Origin of the sequence: Trichococcus patagoniensis, assembly GCF_003051085.1 — a bacterium.
GTDB classification, from domain to species: Bacteria; Bacillota; Bacilli; order Lactobacillales; family Aerococcaceae; genus Trichococcus; species Trichococcus patagoniensis.
Window position 1 is genome coordinate 38,408 of sequence record NZ_QAOM01000007.1, and the last position, 19,021, is coordinate 57,428.

The 19,021-nt window shown below is 48.1% G+C and carries 15 protein-coding genes; 14 read left to right on the top strand and 1 reads right to left on the bottom strand.

Going from position 1 to position 19,021, the window contains the following annotated elements; genetic code table 11:
• Positions 1–29: 29 nt before the first annotated feature.
• The 13 genes from pgsA (at position 30) to queA (ending at position 15,039) form a co-directional block, all read left to right on the top strand.
• Positions 30–608: a CDP-diacylglycerol--glycerol-3-phosphate 3-phosphatidyltransferase gene (gene pgsA, locus C8U37_RS05900; RefSeq protein ID WP_108032343.1), complete on the top strand. Its 579-nt coding sequence runs from the start codon at positions 30–32 to the stop codon at positions 606–608.
• A 153-nt stretch (positions 609–761) separates the two neighbouring features.
• The gene (locus tag C8U37_RS05905) at positions 762–2,018 is read left to right on the top strand and encodes a competence/damage-inducible protein A (RefSeq protein WP_108032344.1); all 1,257 of its coding nucleotides are present in this window, start codon (positions 762–764) and stop codon (positions 2,016–2,018) included.
• Positions 2,019–2,122: 104 nt separating this feature from the next.
• Positions 2,123–3,193, top strand: coding sequence for a recombinase RecA (gene recA, locus C8U37_RS05910; protein ID WP_108032345.1), 1,071 nt, complete (start codon positions 2,123–2,125; stop codon positions 3,191–3,193).
• Between the two features lie 241 nt (positions 3,194–3,434).
• Positions 3,435–4,994: a ribonuclease Y gene (gene rny / locus C8U37_RS05915; protein WP_108032346.1), complete on the top strand. Its 1,560-nt coding sequence runs from the start codon at positions 3,435–3,437 to the stop codon at positions 4,992–4,994.
• 142 nt (positions 4,995–5,136) lie between these two features.
• Positions 5,137–5,943 carry a TIGR00282 family metallophosphoesterase gene (locus C8U37_RS05920; protein WP_108032347.1) on the top strand — a complete coding sequence of 269 codons (807 nt, stop codon included), beginning with the start codon at positions 5,137–5,139 and terminating at the stop codon, positions 5,941–5,943.
• Positions 5,940–6,314 (top strand): YlbF family regulator, encoded by a 375-nt coding sequence (locus C8U37_RS05925; RefSeq protein ID WP_108032348.1) that lies wholly within the window; start codon positions 5,940–5,942, stop codon positions 6,312–6,314. Before C8U37_RS05920 ends, C8U37_RS05925 begins: the two co-directional genes overlap by 4 nt.
• A 33-nt stretch (positions 6,315–6,347) precedes the next feature.
• Complete coding sequence (mutS, locus tag C8U37_RS05930; protein ID WP_108032349.1) at positions 6,348–8,939, top strand: DNA mismatch repair protein MutS; 2,592 nt, start codon at positions 6,348–6,350, stop codon at positions 8,937–8,939.
• Between the two features lie 9 nt (positions 8,940–8,948).
• Positions 8,949–10,979, top strand: a complete 2,031-nt coding sequence (gene mutL / locus C8U37_RS05935) for a DNA mismatch repair endonuclease MutL (protein ID WP_108032350.1) — start codon at positions 8,949–8,951, stop codon at positions 10,977–10,979.
• A gap of 74 nt (positions 10,980–11,053) precedes the next feature.
• Entirely contained in the window at positions 11,054–11,659 is a 606-nt protein-coding gene (locus tag C8U37_RS05940) for a DUF937 domain-containing protein (protein ID WP_108032351.1), read from the top strand.
• A gap of 109 nt (positions 11,660–11,768) precedes the next feature.
• Positions 11,769–12,194: a peptide-methionine (R)-S-oxide reductase MsrB gene (msrB, locus tag C8U37_RS05945; RefSeq protein WP_108032352.1), complete on the top strand. Its 426-nt coding sequence runs from the start codon at positions 11,769–11,771 to the stop codon at positions 12,192–12,194.
• Positions 12,195–12,363: 169 nt separating this feature from the next.
• Entirely contained in the window at positions 12,364–12,975 is a 612-nt protein-coding gene (ruvA, locus tag C8U37_RS05950; RefSeq protein WP_108032353.1) for a Holliday junction branch migration protein RuvA, read from the top strand.
• 5 nt (positions 12,976–12,980) lie between these two features.
• Positions 12,981–13,994 carry a Holliday junction branch migration DNA helicase RuvB gene (gene ruvB, locus C8U37_RS05955; protein WP_108032354.1) on the top strand — a complete coding sequence of 338 codons (1,014 nt, stop codon included), beginning with the start codon at positions 12,981–12,983 and terminating at the stop codon, positions 13,992–13,994.
• 16 nt (positions 13,995–14,010) lie between these two features.
• Positions 14,011–15,039 (top strand): tRNA preQ1(34) S-adenosylmethionine ribosyltransferase-isomerase QueA, encoded by a 1,029-nt coding sequence (queA, locus tag C8U37_RS05960; RefSeq protein WP_108032355.1) that lies wholly within the window; start codon positions 14,011–14,013, stop codon positions 15,037–15,039.
• A 73-nt stretch (positions 15,040–15,112) separates the two neighbouring features.
• Here the strand turns inward: queA and C8U37_RS05965 are convergent, their stop codons facing one another.
• The gene (locus tag C8U37_RS05965; protein ID WP_068560596.1) at positions 15,113–15,292 is read right to left on the bottom strand and encodes a YjzD family protein; all 180 of its coding nucleotides are present in this window, start codon (positions 15,290–15,292) and stop codon (positions 15,113–15,115) included.
• A 143-nt stretch (positions 15,293–15,435) separates the two neighbouring features.
• On the opposite strand from C8U37_RS05965, the gene dnaE reads away from it, so the two are divergent.
• Positions 15,436–18,774: a DNA polymerase III subunit alpha gene (gene dnaE, locus C8U37_RS05970; RefSeq protein WP_108032356.1), complete on the top strand. Its 3,339-nt coding sequence runs from the start codon at positions 15,436–15,438 to the stop codon at positions 18,772–18,774.
• The last annotated feature ends 247 nt before the right edge of the window (positions 18,775–19,021 follow it).

Consider the following 19,021-nt stretch of genomic DNA (forward strand, 5'->3'; position numbering starts at 1 on the left):
GTCAGGGTACATTAAAGGAGTTGCAGAAGTTGAATTTACCTAATAAATTGACAGCGTTGCGGATTGCTATGATTCCGTTGTTCATGATCATCACTTTGGTTCCTTTCGATTGGGGTACGCTTGCGGTTGCCCAATCACAGATTGCCGTCAATCAACTTGTCGGAGCCATCATTTTTGCCCTCGCCAGTTTTACGGATTGGCTGGATGGTTATATCGCCAGAAGGGACGGCTTGGTCACCAACTTCGGGAAATTTGCTGATCCATTGGCGGATAAGATGCTTGTCGCCACCGCCTTGATCGTACTTGTCGGCCAAGGGCTGGCTCCATCGTGGCTCGTCAGCATCATCATCAGTCGGGAGTTGGCGGTCACAGGCTTGCGCCTCTTGCTTGTGAAGGAAGGCGAAGTCATGGCAGCAGCGTGGCCGGGGAAAGTCAAAACAGCGACACAAATGGTAGCCATCATTTTGTTGTTCTTGGATAATTTTCCTTTTCAGGCGACCGGCATCCCAGTTGCGGATATCATGTTGTATCTTTGCTTAGTCTTCACCATCTACTCAGGGGTGGATTATTTCGTCAAAAATAAACATGTTTTTGTCGGATCCATGTAGTTTTTATAAATAAGAAGGGCTGGGTTGCATCAGGTTGCAATCCGAACAAAAGGAAACGCGATTCTTTTGTGCCCTTCTTTTTTCTTTATCTTTTTTATGCTGTTGCATTTTTTATTTTGTTTGAGCGAATACTATGGATGTGAGGGATTAAATATGAATGCAGAAATCATTTCAGTCGGAACGGAATTGTTGATGGGGCAAATAGTGAATTCGGATGCGGCATTCATCGCCAAGGAACTGACCGGTTTGGGCATAGACTCCTATTTTCAGACGGTTGTAGGCGATAATCCGGGGAAAATAAAAGATGTGATAAAAATAGCTGAATCACGAAGCGACCTGTTGATTTTTACAGGAGGTCTCGGACCCACCCAGGATGACTTGACCAAACAGACCGTGGCGGCTCACCTCGAGGAAGAGCTTGTCATGGATGAAGCAGGATTGGCGCATATCCGGCAATGGTTCGATCGTTCGGGAAGGAGCATGACGGAAAACAATGAGCTTCAAGCTTTAGTGTTCAGGAGCGGGATTGTCTTCCCGAACCCGATTGGACAAGCGCTAGGCACCTATACCGAAAAGGATGGGAAAGGTTATTTGCTGCTGCCGGGCCCGCCAAGAGAACTTGAGCAGATGTTCCTGCAATTTGTGAAGCCGTTCCTTTCCAGCAAGTATGAAGATCAGCAAGTCATCTCATCGAAGACGCTTCGCTTTTTCGGAATCGGAGAATCTACCTTGACAACGGTGTTGGATGAACTGATCCGCAATCAGACCAACCCGACGGTAGCTCCATATGCCGGGAAATACGAAGTGACCTTAAGACTCACCGCAAACGCTGCAACAAAAGCAATCTGCGGACAGCTATTGGATGAAAAAAAAGCGGAAATATTGGCGCTCGTCGGGGAATATTATTACGGTGACGGCGACGAATCCAGCCTTGCCGAAGTGGTAGGGAAGAAATTATTGAAGGGAAAAAGAACCATCAGCGCGGCTGAAAGCTTGACCGGAGGGCTTTTTCAAGCCGAACTTGTCAAGGTTCCCGGCATAAGCGAGGTCTTCGCGGGCGGCGTCGTTTCTTACCAAGAAGGCGCTAAGCAACAGGTCCTTGGCGTTCCGGAAGACATTCTCGAGACTTACGGAATGGTCAGCCCGGAGTGCGCGGTTGCGATGGCGGAACGTGCGCGCGACCTGTTTGATACTCAGTTGGCCATTTCTTTCACGGGCGTTGCCGGGCCTGATCAACTGGAGAACAAGCCAGCCGGGACGGTATGGATTGCCTTAAGCCAAAAAAATGGACCGACTGCCGTCCAAGGCTTCCAATTTTCCCGCGATCGCCTCGGGAACAGGGAACAGGCGGTCATGCAGGGGTTTGATATGATTCGGCGGTATTTGATGGATTCTGATTTTGAAAAATAAAAAACGAACATCTGTTCACTTTATTCTTGCTTTTTTGTCCGGAACAGGATAGTATTACGTTGTGGTGTTAATGCATGCAAATGAAAGCTTGGAGGAAACAATAGATGGCTAATTTAAATGAAAATAGACAAAAAGCCTTGGATGAGGCTCTGAAAAAGATAGAAAGAAATTATGGCAAAGGTTCCGTCATGAAGCTTGGCGAAAAGGTGGACACGCAAATATCCACTGTACCAAGTGGTTCGTTGGCTCTTGATGTTGCGTTGGGCGTAGGCGGCTATCCAAGAGGCCGTATCATCGAAGTGTACGGTCCTGAATCATCAGGTAAAACAACGGTTGCACTGCATGCGATTGCCGAAGTGCAAAAAAAGGGCGGCGTTGCTGCCTTCATCGATGCTGAGCATGCTTTAGATCCAAAATATGCTGCAGCTTTGGGTGTGGATATCGATGAATTGTTGCTTTCCCAACCGGATACAGGTGAGCAAGGCCTGGAAATCGCTGATGCTTTGGTTTCATCCGGGGCTGTCGACATTGTGGTCATCGACTCGGTTGCCGCATTGGTTCCGCGTGCTGAAATAGAAGGCGAAATGGGAGACTCCCATATGGGTCTGCAAGCACGTCTGATGTCGCAAGCTTTACGGAAACTGTCCGGATCGATCAACAAAACAAAAACGATCGCAATCTTCATCAACCAAGTCCGTGAGAAGATCGGCATCATGTTCGGCAATCCAGAAACGACGCCAGGAGGAAGAGCGCTTAAATTTTACGCTACTATCCGTCTGGAAGTCAGAAGAGCGGAACAGATCAAGAGCGGGACAGAGATCATGGGTAACCGCACAAAAATCAAAGTAGTCAAAAATAAAGTTGCGCCGCCATTCAGGACCGCTGAAGTGGACATCATGTATGGGGAAGGCATTTCCCAAGTCGGCGAAATCATCGATATGGCCTCAGAGAAGGATATCGTCAACAAGAGTGGCGCTTGGTATGCCTACAAAGGGGAACGCATCGGCCAAGGCCGCGAAAATGCAAAAAAATTCCTGACTGAGCATCCAGAGATGAGAGCTGAAATCGAGAAACTTGTCCGTGACGAATACGGCATAGGCGATAAAAAAGCGGTAGAGGCAAAAGAAAAAGAAAAAGGCGAGCCGGTTGAATCGGTCGATCTGTTGGACGAGTAAAAAATATTTTTCAAGAGGCCAGGACCAAAATCCGGGCCTCTATTTTTTTTCAAAAGCGGAAAAAAGGGCAATATTGAAACAGGTTTGAATGTATTTTGGTTATGTTACCGTTTTATCGTTGACATGTCAGTATTCTACGTTTAGAATGAATTTATGTGTATCGCTTCATTCTGCACATTGTAAAACTAATTTTTATTCATTTTTTTTGACAACAAAATTAAATAGATACGGAGGTGAAACTATGGATATATGGACTTTAGCCTTCGCTATCATAGCTTTAATTTTTGGTGTCGTTGTCGGATATTTATATCGAAAATCGAATCACGAAAAAGAAATAGCTGGTGCCAAAAATACCGCTTCCCAAATTCTTGAAGATGCTCGTAAAGAAGCAGAAACAACTAAAAGAGAAGCTATGTTAGAGGCGAAGGATGAGAACCACAAATACCGCTCAGAAATAGAAGATGAATTGCGCGAACGACGCGGTGAGGTTCAAAAACAAGAAAATCGATTGATCCAAAGAGAAGAAAATTTGGATAGAAAAGATACCAGTCTTTCGAAACGTGAGCAATCTATCGAGTCAAAAGAGGATAATCTTGTCAAAAGACAAAACGCTTTAGTTTCTGAGGAAAATCGCATTCAAACATTGGTGGAAGAGCAACAACATGAACTGGAAAGAATCGCTACCTTATCACGTGAAGATGCAAGAAACATCATCATGGACGAAACGGAAAATCAACTTTCGCATGAAATTGCGGTCATGATCAGAGAATCCGACCAAAAAGCGAAAGATGAAGCAGATCGTAATGCGAAAAACATTATCCTGCAGGCAATTCAAAGAAGTGCAGCCGATTTAGTTTCGGAAGCAACAGTTTCAGTTGTTACACTGCCTAACGATGACATGAAAGGCCGGATCATTGGCCGCGAAGGAAGAAACATTCGGACTTTGGAGACCTTGACAGGTATTGACCTGATCATCGATGATACGCCAGAAGCTGTCGTGTTAAGCGGATTTGATCCTATCCGAAGAGAAATTGCGAAAATGACTTTGGAGAAATTAATTCAAGATGGACGTATCCATCCTGCGAGAATTGAGGAAGCAGTTGAGAAAGCCCGTAAGGATATGGATGAACGCATAAGAGAAATCGGCGAACAAGCAACTTTTGAAGTTGGCATCCATTCTTTGCATCCTGATCTGATTAAAATTTTGGGACGTCTGCATTTCCGCACTAGTTATGGACAAAATGTCCTGAACCACAGCATCGAAGTCGCAAAACTTTGCGGCGTAATGGCTGGGGAACTAGGCGAAGACATCAATCTGGCCAAACGTGCAGGTCTGTTGCATGACATCGGAAAAGCTCTCGATCATGAAATAGAGGGTTCACACGTTGAAATCGGCGCAGAAATCGCCCAGAAATACAAAGAAAATCCGGTTGTCATCAATGCAATTGCCTCACATCATGGCGATGTTGAAGCAAACTCAATCATATCAGTATTGGTCGCATCTGCTGACGCTTTATCTGCTGCTCGTCCGGGCGCAAGAAGTGAATCTCTGGAAAACTACATTCGTCGTTTGGAGAAACTGGAAGGAATTGCAAACAGTTTTGAAGGCGTAGCAAGCAGTTTTGCTATTCAAGCAGGAAGAGAGATCCGCGTCATGGTCAAGCCAGACCAACTTGACGATTCTCAAGCTATTCGTGTAGCTCGTGAGATTAGAAAGAAAATCGAAGAAGAACTAGATTATCCGGGACACATCAAGGTTACGGTTATACGCGAAACAAGAGTAATTGAATATGCCAAATAATGAAATACCAAACGGGACATCCTATTGTCCCGTTTTTTGCTTTTTATGGATATCCCGGTTGATTGGCAATGGTGCAACGGCTTATCTAAACAGACAAAATATGTTACTATAAAAAGACTAGAATTTAGAGAAGAGGCTGAAGATGAAAGTATTATTTATTGGGGATGTCGTAGGTTCAATCGGCAGACAGATGCTGCAGGATACACTCCCACAACTGAAGAAACATTACCGTCCGCAAGTGACCATCGTGAACGGGGAGAATGCCGCAGGCGGCAGAGGCATAACGGAAAAAATTTACAAAGAATTCTTGCAGACCGGTGTCGATGTCATCACCATGGGGAACCATACGTGGGATAACCGTGACATATTCGAATTCATCGGAACAGCCAATAAGATGATCCGTCCGGCAAATTTCCCGGAAGGGACGCCTGGCATCGGTTGGACGATCATAAAAGTGAACCAACTGAAATTGGCTGTGGTGAACCTGCACGGCCGTGTCTTCATGAACAGTCTGGATGACCCTTTCCGCAAAGCGGATGAAATCCTGGAGCAAATACGGAAAGAAACGAATTGCATCTTTGTCGATTTCCATGCCGAAACGACCAGCGAAAAACAAGCGATGGGCTGGTATTTGGATGGGCGCGTTTCTGCTGTGGTCGGTACGCATACGCATGTACAGACAAATGATGCGCGTATCTTGCCGGACGGGACAGGCTATCTGACGGACGCCGGAATGACCGGGGCTTACGACAGCATTTTAGGCGTCGAAAAAGAAATCATCATCCAGAAATTTCTGACACAAATGCCGATTCGGCATGAAGTGCCCGAAAAAGGCAGGAAATTGCTTTCCGGGTGCTATATTGAAATCAATGATCAGACCGGCAAGTGCGTAAAAATAGAGAACATCGTGATCAATGAAGATCGCCCATTTGGAGGGGAATTCTATTGACCCAAGAACTGCCTATCGAAGGCCCGGCAGAGGCAGAATTGAACAGACTGATCGAAATGCTGAAAAAAAATGAAGTGATCGTCCACTATCAAGAGGCCGAAGAAAACACAAAAGACAATCGGGCGCTGGAACAATTAGTCGAAACCATCAAAAGCAAGCAAAAAGAAGCCGCGGCTTTTGAACATTATGCTAAGCCGGCAGCGGCAGAAAAAACAGCCGCTGAATTAGCGGAGCTGAACAAGCAATTGAAGGACAGCATAGCAGTCCAACAATACCGCGATGCTTTATGGGATGCCAACGAACTATTGGAAAATGTCATCAGCATCATCCAACGCGGCGTCGATGACGCTATCGAAAAAAAGGAAGCATGAGTACTGAAGAGATCTATTGATTGAGGTGAAAAAATGCCACAGAAAACTAAAAACACGCCCATGATGGAGCAATATTTATCCATAAAAGAACAGTATCCGGATGCGTTTTTGTTCTACCGCTTGGGCGATTTCTATGAATTGTTCCATGATGATGCCATGAAGGCCGCAAAATTACTGGAAATCACGCTGACGAGCCGCAACAAAAATGCCGATGAGCCGATTCCCATGTGCGGGGTTCCCTATCATGCTGCAGCGGAATACATCCGAAGACTCGTGGAAATGGGGCACAAAGTTGCCGTTTGCGAACAGATGGAGGATGCCAAACTAACAAAAGGCATGGTTCGGCGGGAAGTCGTCCGGGTCATTACGCCGGGTACATTTCTGAATGAGAACGGCAGCGAAAGCAAGACAAATAATTACTTGGCAAGTGTCATCCAAAACGAAGCTGGAGGGTACGCGCTGGGATATGTCGATATCGGAACGGGGGAACTGAAGGTCACCCTCCTGACCAACGAGGATGCCGTATTCAACGAGCTCCAGACATTGCCGTTCAAAGAGATCGTATTGGATACAAAGACGGCTGAAGGCCTGACGGAAAAGTTGGAAAAACATTTTGGCATCCTGGTTTCTGTCCAAGGAAAGCTGGTTCCGGAAACGGACTTCCACGATTTGGTTGCGGAATTGCCGCAACAGTCGGAAAAGGATGTGCTTGTTCTGTTGTTGAGCTATCTTTCGGATACCCAAAAGCGCAGCCTGTCCCACCTCCAGAAAGCCGTCGCCTATCAAACAGATGCTTTCCTGAAAATGGATACCTATGCGCGGCGCAACCTCGAGTTGGCTGCATCCATCCGGACGCAGCAGAAGAAAGGCAGCCTATTGTGGACGCTGGATGAAACAAAAACGGCTATGGGCGGGCGCATGCTGAAACAATGGCTTGAAAAGCCGCTGATCAACCTGAGCGACATACTCGAAAGGCAACGGAAAGTGGAATCATTGGTCAATCACTACTTTGAACGAATGGACATCAACGACGCTTTGACATCGGTTTATGATCTGGAACGTTTGGTAGCCAGAGTATCGCTCGGCAATGTCAACGGCCGCGATCTGATCCAGCTGAAAACCTCTCTGCAGCAGATTCCTGGATTGGTCCAAGCCATCGCTGCAATCGACGAACCGGATGTTTGGCAGGATGTCATCGACAAGTTGGAAGCTTACCCCGATGTCATCGAACTGATCGAGCGGGCGATTACGGATAATCCGCCTATCCAGATCACGGAAGGCAACATTATCCGTGATGGCTACCATGAGCAATTGGATCGCTACCGCGATGCGATGAACAACGGGAAGCTGTGGATAGCGATGCTGCAAAAAGAGGAAAGAGAAAAGACCGGCATCAAAACGCTGAAAATCGGCTACAACCGCATTTTTGGCTATTACATAGAAGTGACGAAGGCGAACCTTGCGGCGCTGCCTGAAGGCACATACGAGCGCAAACAGACGCTCGCCAATGCGGAACGTTTCGTCACGCCTGCATTGAAGGAGAAAGAGACGCTCATTTTGGAGGCTGAGGAAAAGTCTGTCGAATTGGAGCATGAGCTGTTTGTCGCTTTACGGGAAGAGATAAAAGGCTACAGCCGACAGTTGCAGGCACTTGCCAAACTGGTGGCGGAGATCGATGTCCTGCAGTCGTTCGCTCATGTCAGCGAAGCCTATCATTTTTCCAAGCCCGAATTGAGCAACAGTGACCGTAATCTGTCCATCAAAGAAGGGCGCCATCCGGTTGTGGAACGCGTAATCGGCAAAGATAAATTTGTGCCAAACAGCATTTCCATGGACAAGGACAACCATATCCTGCTGATCACCGGGCCGAATATGTCAGGTAAGAGCACCTACATGCGTCAGGTTGCGCTGATTGTCATCCTGGCCCAGATGGGTTGTTTTGTTCCGGCCGAGCAAGCCCATTTGCCTATCTTTGACCAAATCTTTACCCGCATAGGCGCGGCTGATGACCTCTATTCCGGTCAGAGCACGTTCATGGTAGAAATGGTCGAAACGAACCAAGCGCTGCGATTCGCCACCGATAAGAGTCTGATCCTATTCGACGAAATCGGCAGGGGGACGGCAACGTATGACGGCATGGCCTTGGCCGAAGCGATTCTGCGTTACATCGATCGCACAATCAAAGGCAAAACGCTGTTTTCGACGCATTACCATGAGTTGACCCAACTCGAAGCCGATTTGGCGGGGACCAAAAACGTCCATGTAGGGGCGATCGAAAAAGACGGAGAATTGGTGTTTCTGCATAAACTGATGCAGGGGCCTGCAGACAAAAGCTATGGCCTGCATGTGGCCAAATTGGCCGGAATGCCCAATGAATTGATCGCAGAAGCACAGATCATCCTCAATTCATTGAATGAGCAGCATGTGCTGCATTCCGGGCCGGATGCGGCTGGTCAGGATGATACGGTCGAACAATTGGCGCTGTTCCAGGAAAGCACGATGCTTCCGAACGAGAAGCACGTCCTGGATGAATTGTCGGACCTGGCGCTGGAGGATTGCACACCGATGCAAGCCATGCTGATGATAGACAGTTGGAAGAAGTTGCTGAAATCGCAAAAAAAGTAGGTGAGAACGATGGCCAAAATCAGGGAGCTTTCCCAAATATTGACGAACCAGATCGCTGCCGGTGAAGTGATCGAACGCCCGGCGTCGGTCGTTAAGGAATTGGTGGAGAATGCAATCGATGCGAACAGTACGCAGATTGATGTTTTCATCGAGGAGGCGGGATTAAAAAAGGTGCAGGTCACCGACAACGGCGATGGCATCGCGGTGGACGAGGTGAAACTTGCCTTTACGCGGCACGCGACCAGCAAAATCTACACGCAGGATGATCTTTTCCGTATCCACTCGCTGGGATTCCGGGGTGAAGCTTTGCCCAGTATCGCTTCTGTTGCAAAAGTTTCGATCGAAACGGCTGTCGCTGATCAAAGCGGCACCTACTTGTCCATAAAAGGCGGCGTCATCGGAGAGGAAAGGCCGAACAAATCCCGTAAAGGGACCACAATCATCGTTGAAGACCTTTTCTTCAATACGCCAGCCCGGCTGAAATACATCCGTTCCCTGCAGACTGAATTGTCGAACATCACAGACATCATGAACCGGATCGCCTTGAGCCATCCGGAGATCGCTTTCCGTTTGCATCATGAAGGAAACCAACTGCTGCATACAGCTGGCAATGGCGATCTGCGTCAGACCATCGCGGGCGTCTATGGGACAATGACGGCCAAGAAGATGAAACGGATCGAGAACGAAAATCTGGATTTCAAAGTGAAAGGCTACATCAGCTTGCCGGACACGACGCGGGCAAGCCGCAACTACATCACCTTGATACTGAACGGGCGCTTCATTAAAAATTACGCCTTGAACAAAGCCATCATCGATGGCTATGGATCCAAGCTGATGGTCGGAAGGTATCCGCTCGCTGTCATTGTGATGGAGGCGGATTCCCTGCTTTTGGATGTGAACGTCCACCCTTCAAAAAAGGAAGTCAGAATCAGCAAAGAAAAAGAGCTTGGGGAATTGATCGAAAACGCAATCACTGCTGTTTTGCGGACGGAAGAACGCATCCCGAGCGGCATCGAAAATCTGAAATTCAAACGCCAAAGTCCGGCTGAACCGATCCGGACCGAGCAATTGAGCGTCTCTTTCCGGTCATTCGATCATGAGCTTGTGCAAGAAACGGAAACGAAGCTGCCGGCGACAAGCGAAAATGAGGATTTCCGCTCTTTGGAGACAGCATGGGACAACAGGCCGGTTCATAATGAAAACGACGAATACATAAAGCCCTTTACAGATTCCGCAGAGACCGAACCTCGTGAAGACCTTCCCCTTGCAAGTGAAGAACAAGAAGTTTACGATGTTCCGTTAAGTGACCAGCCAAACCAGGACCGCAATGAACCAAGCGCGCCTTTCCTGTCCGGCGAATCCAAAAATACGGCTGCCCATGAAGAACCGATCATGAAAACCGTCCAGAAAGTCGAAGCGGAGGCAGAGAAGGGACCAGCGAGCAAGCGGCCGTTCCCCGAGTTGCACTTTTTCGGCCAGATGCATGGTACTTACTTGTTCGCGCAGAATGAAAATGGCCTCTACATCATCGATCAGCATGCTGCTCAGGAACGCATCAAATATGAATATTACCGTGAGGAAATAGGCAAGGTTTCCACCGATCTCCAAGGTTTGTTGATACCAATCATGCTGGATTACCCGGCGAACGAATTTCAGCTGATCCAGGAAAGCCGCGAGGTGTTGGAATCGATGGGCCTGTTCCTGGAACCATTCGGCCAGAACAGTTTCATCGTTGAAAAGCATCCTGCCTGGTTCACGCCGGGTGAAGAGGAAGACATTTTGAAGGAACTGGTGGAGATGTTTTTGGCTGAAGGCGATATCTCCATCAAAAAGCTTCGGGAAGCAACGGCCATCATGATGAGCTGCAAGCGCTCGATCAAAGCGAATCATTTCCTCAGTGACAAAGAAGCGCGTCAATTGTTGGTCGATCTTGCCGAAACGGATAATCCCTACAATTGCCCGCACGGCCGGCCGGTGCTGATCCAATTCTCCAATCAGGATATGGAAAAGATGTTCAAGCGGATCCAGGATCCGCATTGAGAGCGTATCATTTCTTATTTCTGCTTATTTATTGTAAAATCAGGATAGTTAAATAGCAGATAGGAGTGGAAAAAATGGTGCAAATCAATGATATTTCCGAAATGATGGGTGAGCTGAACAAAGAAAGTTCGATTCAGGCTTTAGGCAGCAAAACGGGCGTTGATGCAAGCATTCTTCCGAAATTGGCTGTCGTTGCAATTCCCTTGATCCTACGGGCATTAAGCAAAAACGCAGAGTCAAAAGCAGGAAAAGATTCCTTATCAAATGCATTGGAAAAACACAAAGGTCAGACCAAAGACGTCACCTCCGTCGAAGACGTGGTCAAGAAAGTCGACACGGATGATGGCGATAAAATATTGGATCATGCCTTCGGGGACAAAGATAAGGTCGTGGATCAGATTGCTGCCCAAACAGGCATCAGCAAATCCGAGATTGCCAAAGTTTTGGCTTCCATGGCGCCGATGATTCTGGGCATGTTGGCGGACAAAAAGGATGCTGATGGATTGGATTCTGACGGTGTGGCCAAACAGACCGACATCTTCTCCAAACAAGCTGAAGAAGCAGCCACGAAAAATTTCGACATCACCGATCTCTTCCCTAAGCAATCCGGAACGACGACGCCAGCTGCAACGGGCGGATTGGGCGGCATTCTGGGAAGCATTTTGGGGAATCTGTTCTGATCCAAAACTGATATTAAGCGCTAGCGAAGCGGAACAATACTTTTTTGTTCTGCTTTTTTGCATTTTTTGATATACTGGAGCAATGAAAAGAGAGGGGTCTGATACCAAGATGGACAATAAAGAGGAACAATTGAAGCGCTTGACGCCTTTACAATATGAAGTGACACAGAACGAAGCTACGGAAAGGCCTTTTTCCGGCGAGTACGATGATTTTTACGAGAAGGGCATCTATGTTGATGTCGTGAGCGGAGAGCCGTTGTTCAGTTCTGCGGACAAGTACGATGCAGGCTGCGGGTGGCCTTCTTTTGCAAAACCGATTTCCACACTGAAAGAGCTGGAAGACCGCAAGTTGATGCGCAAACGCACAGAAGTCCGCAGCGCTCAAGCCGACTCCCATCTGGGGCATGTTTTTGAGGACGGCCCAGCAGAGTTGGGCGGCCTGCGCTATTGCATCAATTCGGCAGCCATGCGCTTCGTTCCTTACGATCAATTGGATGCGGAAGGCTACTCTGAATACAAACAATTATTCGAATAAGCAGCAAAGGAAAGTCCCATGGCTACCGGCCCTGGGATTTTTTGTTGCTTGCGCCTGCCAAACGAATGTTCGCGCACGGAAGATGACGCAGCGGCTGTCATTTCCGTTCCGTTTTATGTTATGATAGAAAATGAATGACAATCAGGAAATGAAGAGTAGGAGCCAAATGATGTACGAATATATAAAAGGCAAATTAGTTTATGTGGGGCCGCTTTATGTGGTGCTGGAGAACGGTGGCATCGGCTACCAGTTGCAGGTGGCGAATCCTTTCCGGTTTTCCGGAAGCCTGAACCAGGAGATAACGTTTTACATCTATCAGGCGGTCCGCGAAGATGCGATCACACTGTTCGGCTTCAAGGACTACACGGAAAAGCAGTTGTACTTGAAATTGATCAGCGTCTCCGGAATCGGACCGAAAAGCGGCTTGTCGATATTGGCGAGCGATGATCATCTGGGTCTGATCCAAGCGATCGAAACGGATAATGTGGGGTATTTGGTGAAATTCCCGGGTGTAGGCAAAAAGACCGCCTCGCAGATCATCTTGGACTTGAAAGGCAAACTCGGCGAATTGCTGCCCGATACGTATTGGATGGAAGAGCATCCGGTCCACGAAACTGCTGGCGCACAGTCTGCTGTCTTGACGGAAGCTTTGGAGGCTTTGGCCGGTTTGGGATATTCGGACCGTGAAGTGAAGAAAATACTGCCGACATTGGAAAAAGAAAACTATTCCAGCGCAGAAGAAGTGCTTCGTACGGCGTTCAAGCTACTTTTAAAAGGGTGATATAGATGACAACTGAAAACAGAATCGTTTCCGGAAATACGGAAGACCTGACAGAAGATTTGATTGAAAAAACATTGCGGCCGCAAATGATGGCGCAATATATCGGCCAAGACAAAGTGAAAAATGAATTGAAAGTGTATATCCAGGCCGCGAAAGCGCGAAGTGAAGCCTTGGATCATGTGTTGTTGTACGGGCCGCCCGGGTTGGGGAAAACGACGCTGGCGATGGTCATCGCCAACGAATTGGATGTCCGCATCCACAGCACGAGCGGACCTGCAATCGAGCGGCCAGGCGATTTGATGGTATTGCTCAATGAACTGGAAGCGGGGGATGTCCTCTTTATTGATGAAATCCATCGCTTGCCGCGGATCGTGGAAGAGGTTTTGTACTCTGCCATGGAGGATTATTATGTGGATATCATCATCGGGCAAGGTCCGACAGCCCATCCTGTCCACTTTACGCTGCCGCCGTTCACGCTAGTCGGTGCCACGACCAAAGCCGGCAGTCTTTCGGCGCCCTTGCGTGACCGGTTCGGGATCGTTTCGCGGATGGAATATTACAGCCTTGAAGATCTCAGGCAGATTGTCCATCGCTCTTCGGATGTTTTGTCTACAAAAATCGATGAGTCAGGCGCGGTCGAAATCGCACTGAGATCCAGAGGCACCCCGCGTGTTGCCAACAGGCTGCTCCGCCGTGTGCGCGATTTCGCCCAAGTCTATCGCGATGGCCTGATCACGAAGGAAATCGCCGACAAAGCTTTGTCCATTTTGAGCGTGGACAACAAAGGGCTTGATGACTTGGATCGGCAAATATTGACGACAATGATCCGATTCTATAATGGTGGCCCCGTCGGTCTTTCGACGATAGCCGCCAACATCGGCGAAGAAATGGAAACGATAGAGGACATGTACGAACCCTATCTGCTCCAATTGGGCTTCCTACAGCGCACCCCGCGCGGTAGGGTAGCGACCCCTATGGCGTATGACCATTTGGGGATCAAGTATGATACAGAAAAATAAGTGAGGTATTTTATCAATGAGGACAAGTGATTTTGATTTTTATTTGCCGGAAGAGCTGATTGCGCAGACACCGCTACTGGATCGTTCGTCATCCCGGCTTCTTGCCCTGGACTCCAAGACTGGAGAAATTACGGACAAACATTTCACCGACATGGTGGAGGAACTTCAGGACGGTGACGCGCTGGTATTGAACAACACACGTGTGCTGCCTGCGCGACTGCATGGCATCAAACCGGATACCGGCGGGCATATCGAAGTCCTGCTTTTGAACAATATCCAAGGGGATGAGTGGGAGACGCTCGTCAAACCAGGTAAACGGGTCAAAGTCGGGACAGTGATCTCTTTTGGGGATGGACGCTTGACGGCCGAAGTGACGCAATCGTTGGATCACGGGGGCCGCATTCTGAATTTCAAATATGACGGCGTATTTTTGGAGATACTGGAATCGCTAGGCGAAATGCCGTTGCCGCCATACATCAAAGAGACGCTGGATGATCAGGAACGTTATCAGACCGTATACGCCAAAGAAGTCGGCTCCGCAGCTGCCCCGACAGCAGGGCTCCATTTCACGGCCGAACTGCTTGCGGACGTGGCTAAAAAAGGTGTCAAGATCGTCTATCTGACCTTGCATGTGGGCTTGGGGACTTTCCGTCCGGTATCGGTCGATGATATTGCCAGCCATGAAATGCATTCGGAATTCTACCAGCTGACGGATGAGGCAGCGCAAGCGCTGAATCAGGTCCGCTCCAACGGCGGCAAAATAGTGGCGGTGGGTACGACTTCTGTGCGGACACTGGAAACGATCGGCACGAAATTTGATGGGGAAATCAAGGCGGACAGCGGATGGACCAAAATTTTCATTTCGCCCGGCTATTCATTTAAGGTTGTCCAGGGCATCATCACTAATTTCCATTTGCCGAAATCGACCTTGGTCATGCTGGTCAGCGCTTTTGCCGGCAGAGACAACGTGTTGGCTGCTTACGAGCACGCAGTCAAAGAAAAGTATCGATTCTTCAGCTTCGGCGATGCGATGTTCATCAAATAGAAAAAAACCTTCAGGAAATTAATCCCTGAAGGTTTTTTTCGGTTTCTCTGCCGTCTTTAGAACGAACTATCGGTTATTTATGGGAGGCCGTCTTCGGCATCAACGCAGAAACAAGAACTACGATCAGCGCGGTAAAGATACCCGTCATGGTTGCGATCATAAAGTCATAGCTGCCGCCGGATAAGGCGCTGCCCAGATAAACAGATACTTGCCCTAAGATAAATCCCCAAAAAATGATTGCAATATATTTCATGTCGTTTACACCTCTTCTCGAAATTCATTTTATCACTTTTTTTGGAGATGACAAGCATTACTTGCCCAACGACTTTTTCGCTTCTTGGATTAGGATGGGTACGCTATAATGGTAATATTGATTAGAAAAAGGAGGTCTCAGACATGTCTTTTGTGCATTTGCAGGTCATCAGTGCCTATTCTCTTTTGCAGACGACTACCCGAATAGAGGATTTGGTGCGCAGCGCCAAGACAAAAGGCTATCAGGCCATCGCATTGACGGACCAAAATGTCCTTTATGGTCAAGTCGACTTCTTCAAAATTTGCAAAAAATATGCTATCCAACCCATTCTGGGGATCCAACTGGATTTTCCCGGAATCATCAGCAAAGATCGCACCTTTCCTTTGGTCTTGTTGGCGAAGGATTTTGAAGGCTACAAAAAGTTGATGGCTTTGTCGACAGTCAGGAATCAGGACGCTTCGGATAAGGAATTGCTTTCCCTTTTGGAGGATGATTCCAGCCGCATCATCGCGATCACCCCAGGAGAAAAGGGCGAGATCGAAAGCTTTTTGAACGGAAATGATCAGGAGAATGCCAAAGCAGCCAGTTTGGCCTGGAAAAAAATCTTCACCCACGGCAATTTTTATTTAGGCGTTCAGCTCCACGAGAAAATGAAACCGATCATTCCGCAATTGAAGAGTTTATCACAGGCAACAAACATTCCGACAACAGCTATGCATGATGTGAGATATCTGGAACCGAGCGACAATTTCAGTTGCCGTGTCCTGAAGGCGATCGAATCGAACGAAAAGGTGGATCTGCAGTCGGAAGCTTTGGATGGCACGTATTACTTGCCGTCCTGCGGAGAAATCGAAAGGAAATTCCGGGAAGCCGATTTGGTCGAGTCGGCTGAAACGACCCAGAATATTGCGGACGAAATCGAAATCGATCTGCCGCTGCATCAGTCGCTGCTGCCGCGCTACCCGCTGCCGGCCGGGACGACGCCGCAGGCATACCTCAGGAGGCTCTGCGAAGAAGGGCTGCGTCAGCGGATCGCTGTCCCGGATGCAGCATATGAAAAACGCTTGGCATACGAATTGGAAGTCATCCATGAAATGGGCTTCGATGATTACTTCCTTATCGTTTGGGATGTGATGGCGTATGCCCGAAAAGCGAAGATCATGCCGGGAGCCGGCCGGGGATCTGCCGCCGGTTCGCTCGTGTCATACGTCCTGCGCATCACCCATGTCGATCCCATCAAATACAATCTGTTGTTTGAGCGGTTTTTGAACAAAGAACGCTACAACTTGCCGGATATCGATTTGGATTTCCCGGATAACCGAAGGGATGATATTTTGCATTATGTCCGGGACAAATACGGTTCGGACCACGTCGCCCAGATAGCCACATTTGGGACGTTGGCCGCAAAAATGTCTTTGCGGGATACCGCCAGAGTCTTCGGACTAACGGTTGCGGAGGCGCAAGCCTGGTCTAATGCAATCCCGAATCAATTGGGCATCAGTCTGGCTGAGGCAAGGCAGAAATCGAAAGAACTGCAGAATCTGATCAGCGCGACGGATGTGAATCGCCTCCTGTATGAGACTGCCGAAAAAATCGAAGGCGTTCCGAGGCATGTTTCCACTCATGCGGCAGGCGTCGTCATCAGCGACAATCCGTTAAGGGACATTGTGCCTTTGCAGAAGAAAAACAGCAATCTGTATCTGACGCAATACACGATGGGCAACATCGAAGAAATCGGCTTGCTCAAAATGGACTTCCTGGGGCTGAAAAATCTGACGATACTGAACGATGCGGTGCAGTTGGCCAGCGATGCGCACAAAGAGAGCATCAACATTTTGGAAATACCGATGGATGATGATCTGACGCTCGATATATTCCGAAGAGCGGATACGAATGGGGTGTTCCAGTTTGAATCCCCCGGCATAAAAAATGTGTTGCGCAAGCTCGGGCCGGAATCGATCGAAGATATTGCCGCCGTCAATGCGCTTTACCGGCCGGGTCCGATGGAACAGATCGACCTCTTCATTTCGCGGAAAAAAGGGCTGACCGAAATCGATTATCTCCATCCTGATCTGAAATCGATCCTCGAGGTAACCTATGGGGTAATGGTCTATCAGGAACAGGTCATGCAGGTGGCTTCCCGGATGGCTGGCTTCAGTTTGGGGGAAGCGGATATCCTCAGAAGAGCGATAGGCAAAAAACAAAAATCGGCCATCGATGAAGAAAGAAGACACTTTATTGAAGGCTCGCTGCAGCAAGGCTATTCCGAGCAGACAGCCGAGCAAGTGTATGACTACATCGAGCGGTTCGCCAATTACGGGTTCAACCGTTCGCATTCGGTCGCCTATTCTTTCATAGCCTACCAACTTGCCTACATGAAGGCGCACTTCCCGGAAGCATTTTTCGCAGCTTTGCTGAATTCCGTCAACCAACACTCGGATAAGATGAGGGAATACTTCATCGAACTGAAAAGGCGCAACATCAGCATTTCCTATCCGGACATCAACACAAGCAACTGGAAATTTGCACTGCAGCAACAGACGATCCAATTCGGCTTGGGCGGAATCAAAGGCCTCAGACGCGATTTTATCCAGGAGATCATCAAAGAACGCCAAGGTCATGGGCACTACAAGGATTTCGTTCAATTCTTGAGAAGGATCCATCCGAAGTGGCTGAAGAACGAAAACATCACGCCGCTCATCTATAGTGGGGCGTTCGACAGTTTCGGGCATTCGCGCGCGACGCTGCTTGAGTCGCTGCCGGGTATGCTGAACAGCATCGATTACAGCGGAAACAACATCGATCTCTTTTCGATACTGGAACCGAAATATGTTGAAACGGAAGAACTGCCCCTGTTGGAATTGCTGGATTTGGAAGAGGCTGCGCTGGGCCATTCTTTGAAAGGCCATCCGATCGATCAATTCGGCAAATTGTACAACAACGGTGCAGTTGTGTACGTCACCGAGCTGGCTTACGACAAAAAAATGCGGACGATGGGACTGATCAAAGACATCCGAAGAATCCAGACAAAGAAGGGCGACCCAATGGCATTCGCAAACATGACAGACAGTACCGGTGAAATCAGCATCACGATTTTCCCCGAGTACTATATCCGGTTCATGAAACTGCTGAAAGCAAACCAGTTGCTTGTCGCCGAAGGCAAGCTGGAGCGGTCGAAACAAGCCGAAAAAACGAATTTTTTGGTCACGCATATTTGGGATGCTGAAGCCTATCAGGAAATGATGGGTCAAAAAAAGGAGAATGTCTTCATCCGGTTGACGGCGGAAAACAACACGTCTGAATTGTTCGGGAAAATGTATCGGATCCTGAATAAGCACCCGGGGGACCATCCTGTCATCCTGTACAACGAAGCCAAAAAACAAACGATGCGCCTGACAGCTGAAAATTGGGTCACCATTTCGGCCGATCTGCTTGAAGCGTTGCAGGCTATTTTTGGGAATGGAAATGTTGCTGTCAAATGAAAGTTAAAAGTTGATATCCGGATACTGTTTTCATAAAAGCGAAAGCTGCCTAGACTTGTTCAGCCGTTTTGGTTGAGCCTTAGTGTGTCGGATTCGTCGGAGGAGGGCGGTAGTAATAACAATTTGTCCGAATGTGGCGATATTCCGGACAAAAAGCCCTTATTTTTCATTGTTTCTTTTTTAACAATCAAAAAAACGTGAAATTAAAAGACATTTTCATAAAAAGATGATAAGATAGTGAAGGACA

Coding starts and splice junctions, on each gene's coding strand:
- C8U37_RS05905 (WP_108032344.1), top strand. CDS start 762: ATGAATGCAGAAATCATTTCAGTCGGAACGGAATTGTTGATGGGGCAA.
- recA (WP_108032345.1), top strand. CDS start 2,123: ATGGCTAATTTAAATGAAAATAGACAAAAAGCCTTGGATGAGGCTCTG.
- rny (WP_108032346.1), top strand. CDS start 3,435: ATGGATATATGGACTTTAGCCTTCGCTATCATAGCTTTAATTTTTGGT.
- C8U37_RS05920 (WP_108032347.1), top strand. CDS start 5,137: ATGAAAGTATTATTTATTGGGGATGTCGTAGGTTCAATCGGCAGACAG.
- mutS (WP_108032349.1), top strand. CDS start 6,348: ATGCCACAGAAAACTAAAAACACGCCCATGATGGAGCAATATTTATCC.
- mutL (WP_108032350.1), top strand. CDS start 8,949: ATGGCCAAAATCAGGGAGCTTTCCCAAATATTGACGAACCAGATCGCT.
- C8U37_RS05940 (WP_108032351.1), top strand. CDS start 11,054: ATGGTGCAAATCAATGATATTTCCGAAATGATGGGTGAGCTGAACAAA.
- msrB (WP_108032352.1), top strand. CDS start 11,769: ATGGACAATAAAGAGGAACAATTGAAGCGCTTGACGCCTTTACAATAT.
- ruvA (WP_108032353.1), top strand. CDS start 12,364: ATGTACGAATATATAAAAGGCAAATTAGTTTATGTGGGGCCGCTTTAT.
- ruvB (WP_108032354.1), top strand. CDS start 12,981: ATGACAACTGAAAACAGAATCGTTTCCGGAAATACGGAAGACCTGACA.
- queA (WP_108032355.1), top strand. CDS start 14,011: ATGAGGACAAGTGATTTTGATTTTTATTTGCCGGAAGAGCTGATTGCG.
- C8U37_RS05965 (WP_068560596.1), bottom strand. CDS start 15,292: ATGAAATATATTGCAATCATTTTTTGGGGATTTATCTTAGGGCAAGTA.
- dnaE (WP_108032356.1), top strand. CDS start 15,436: ATGTCTTTTGTGCATTTGCAGGTCATCAGTGCCTATTCTCTTTTGCAG.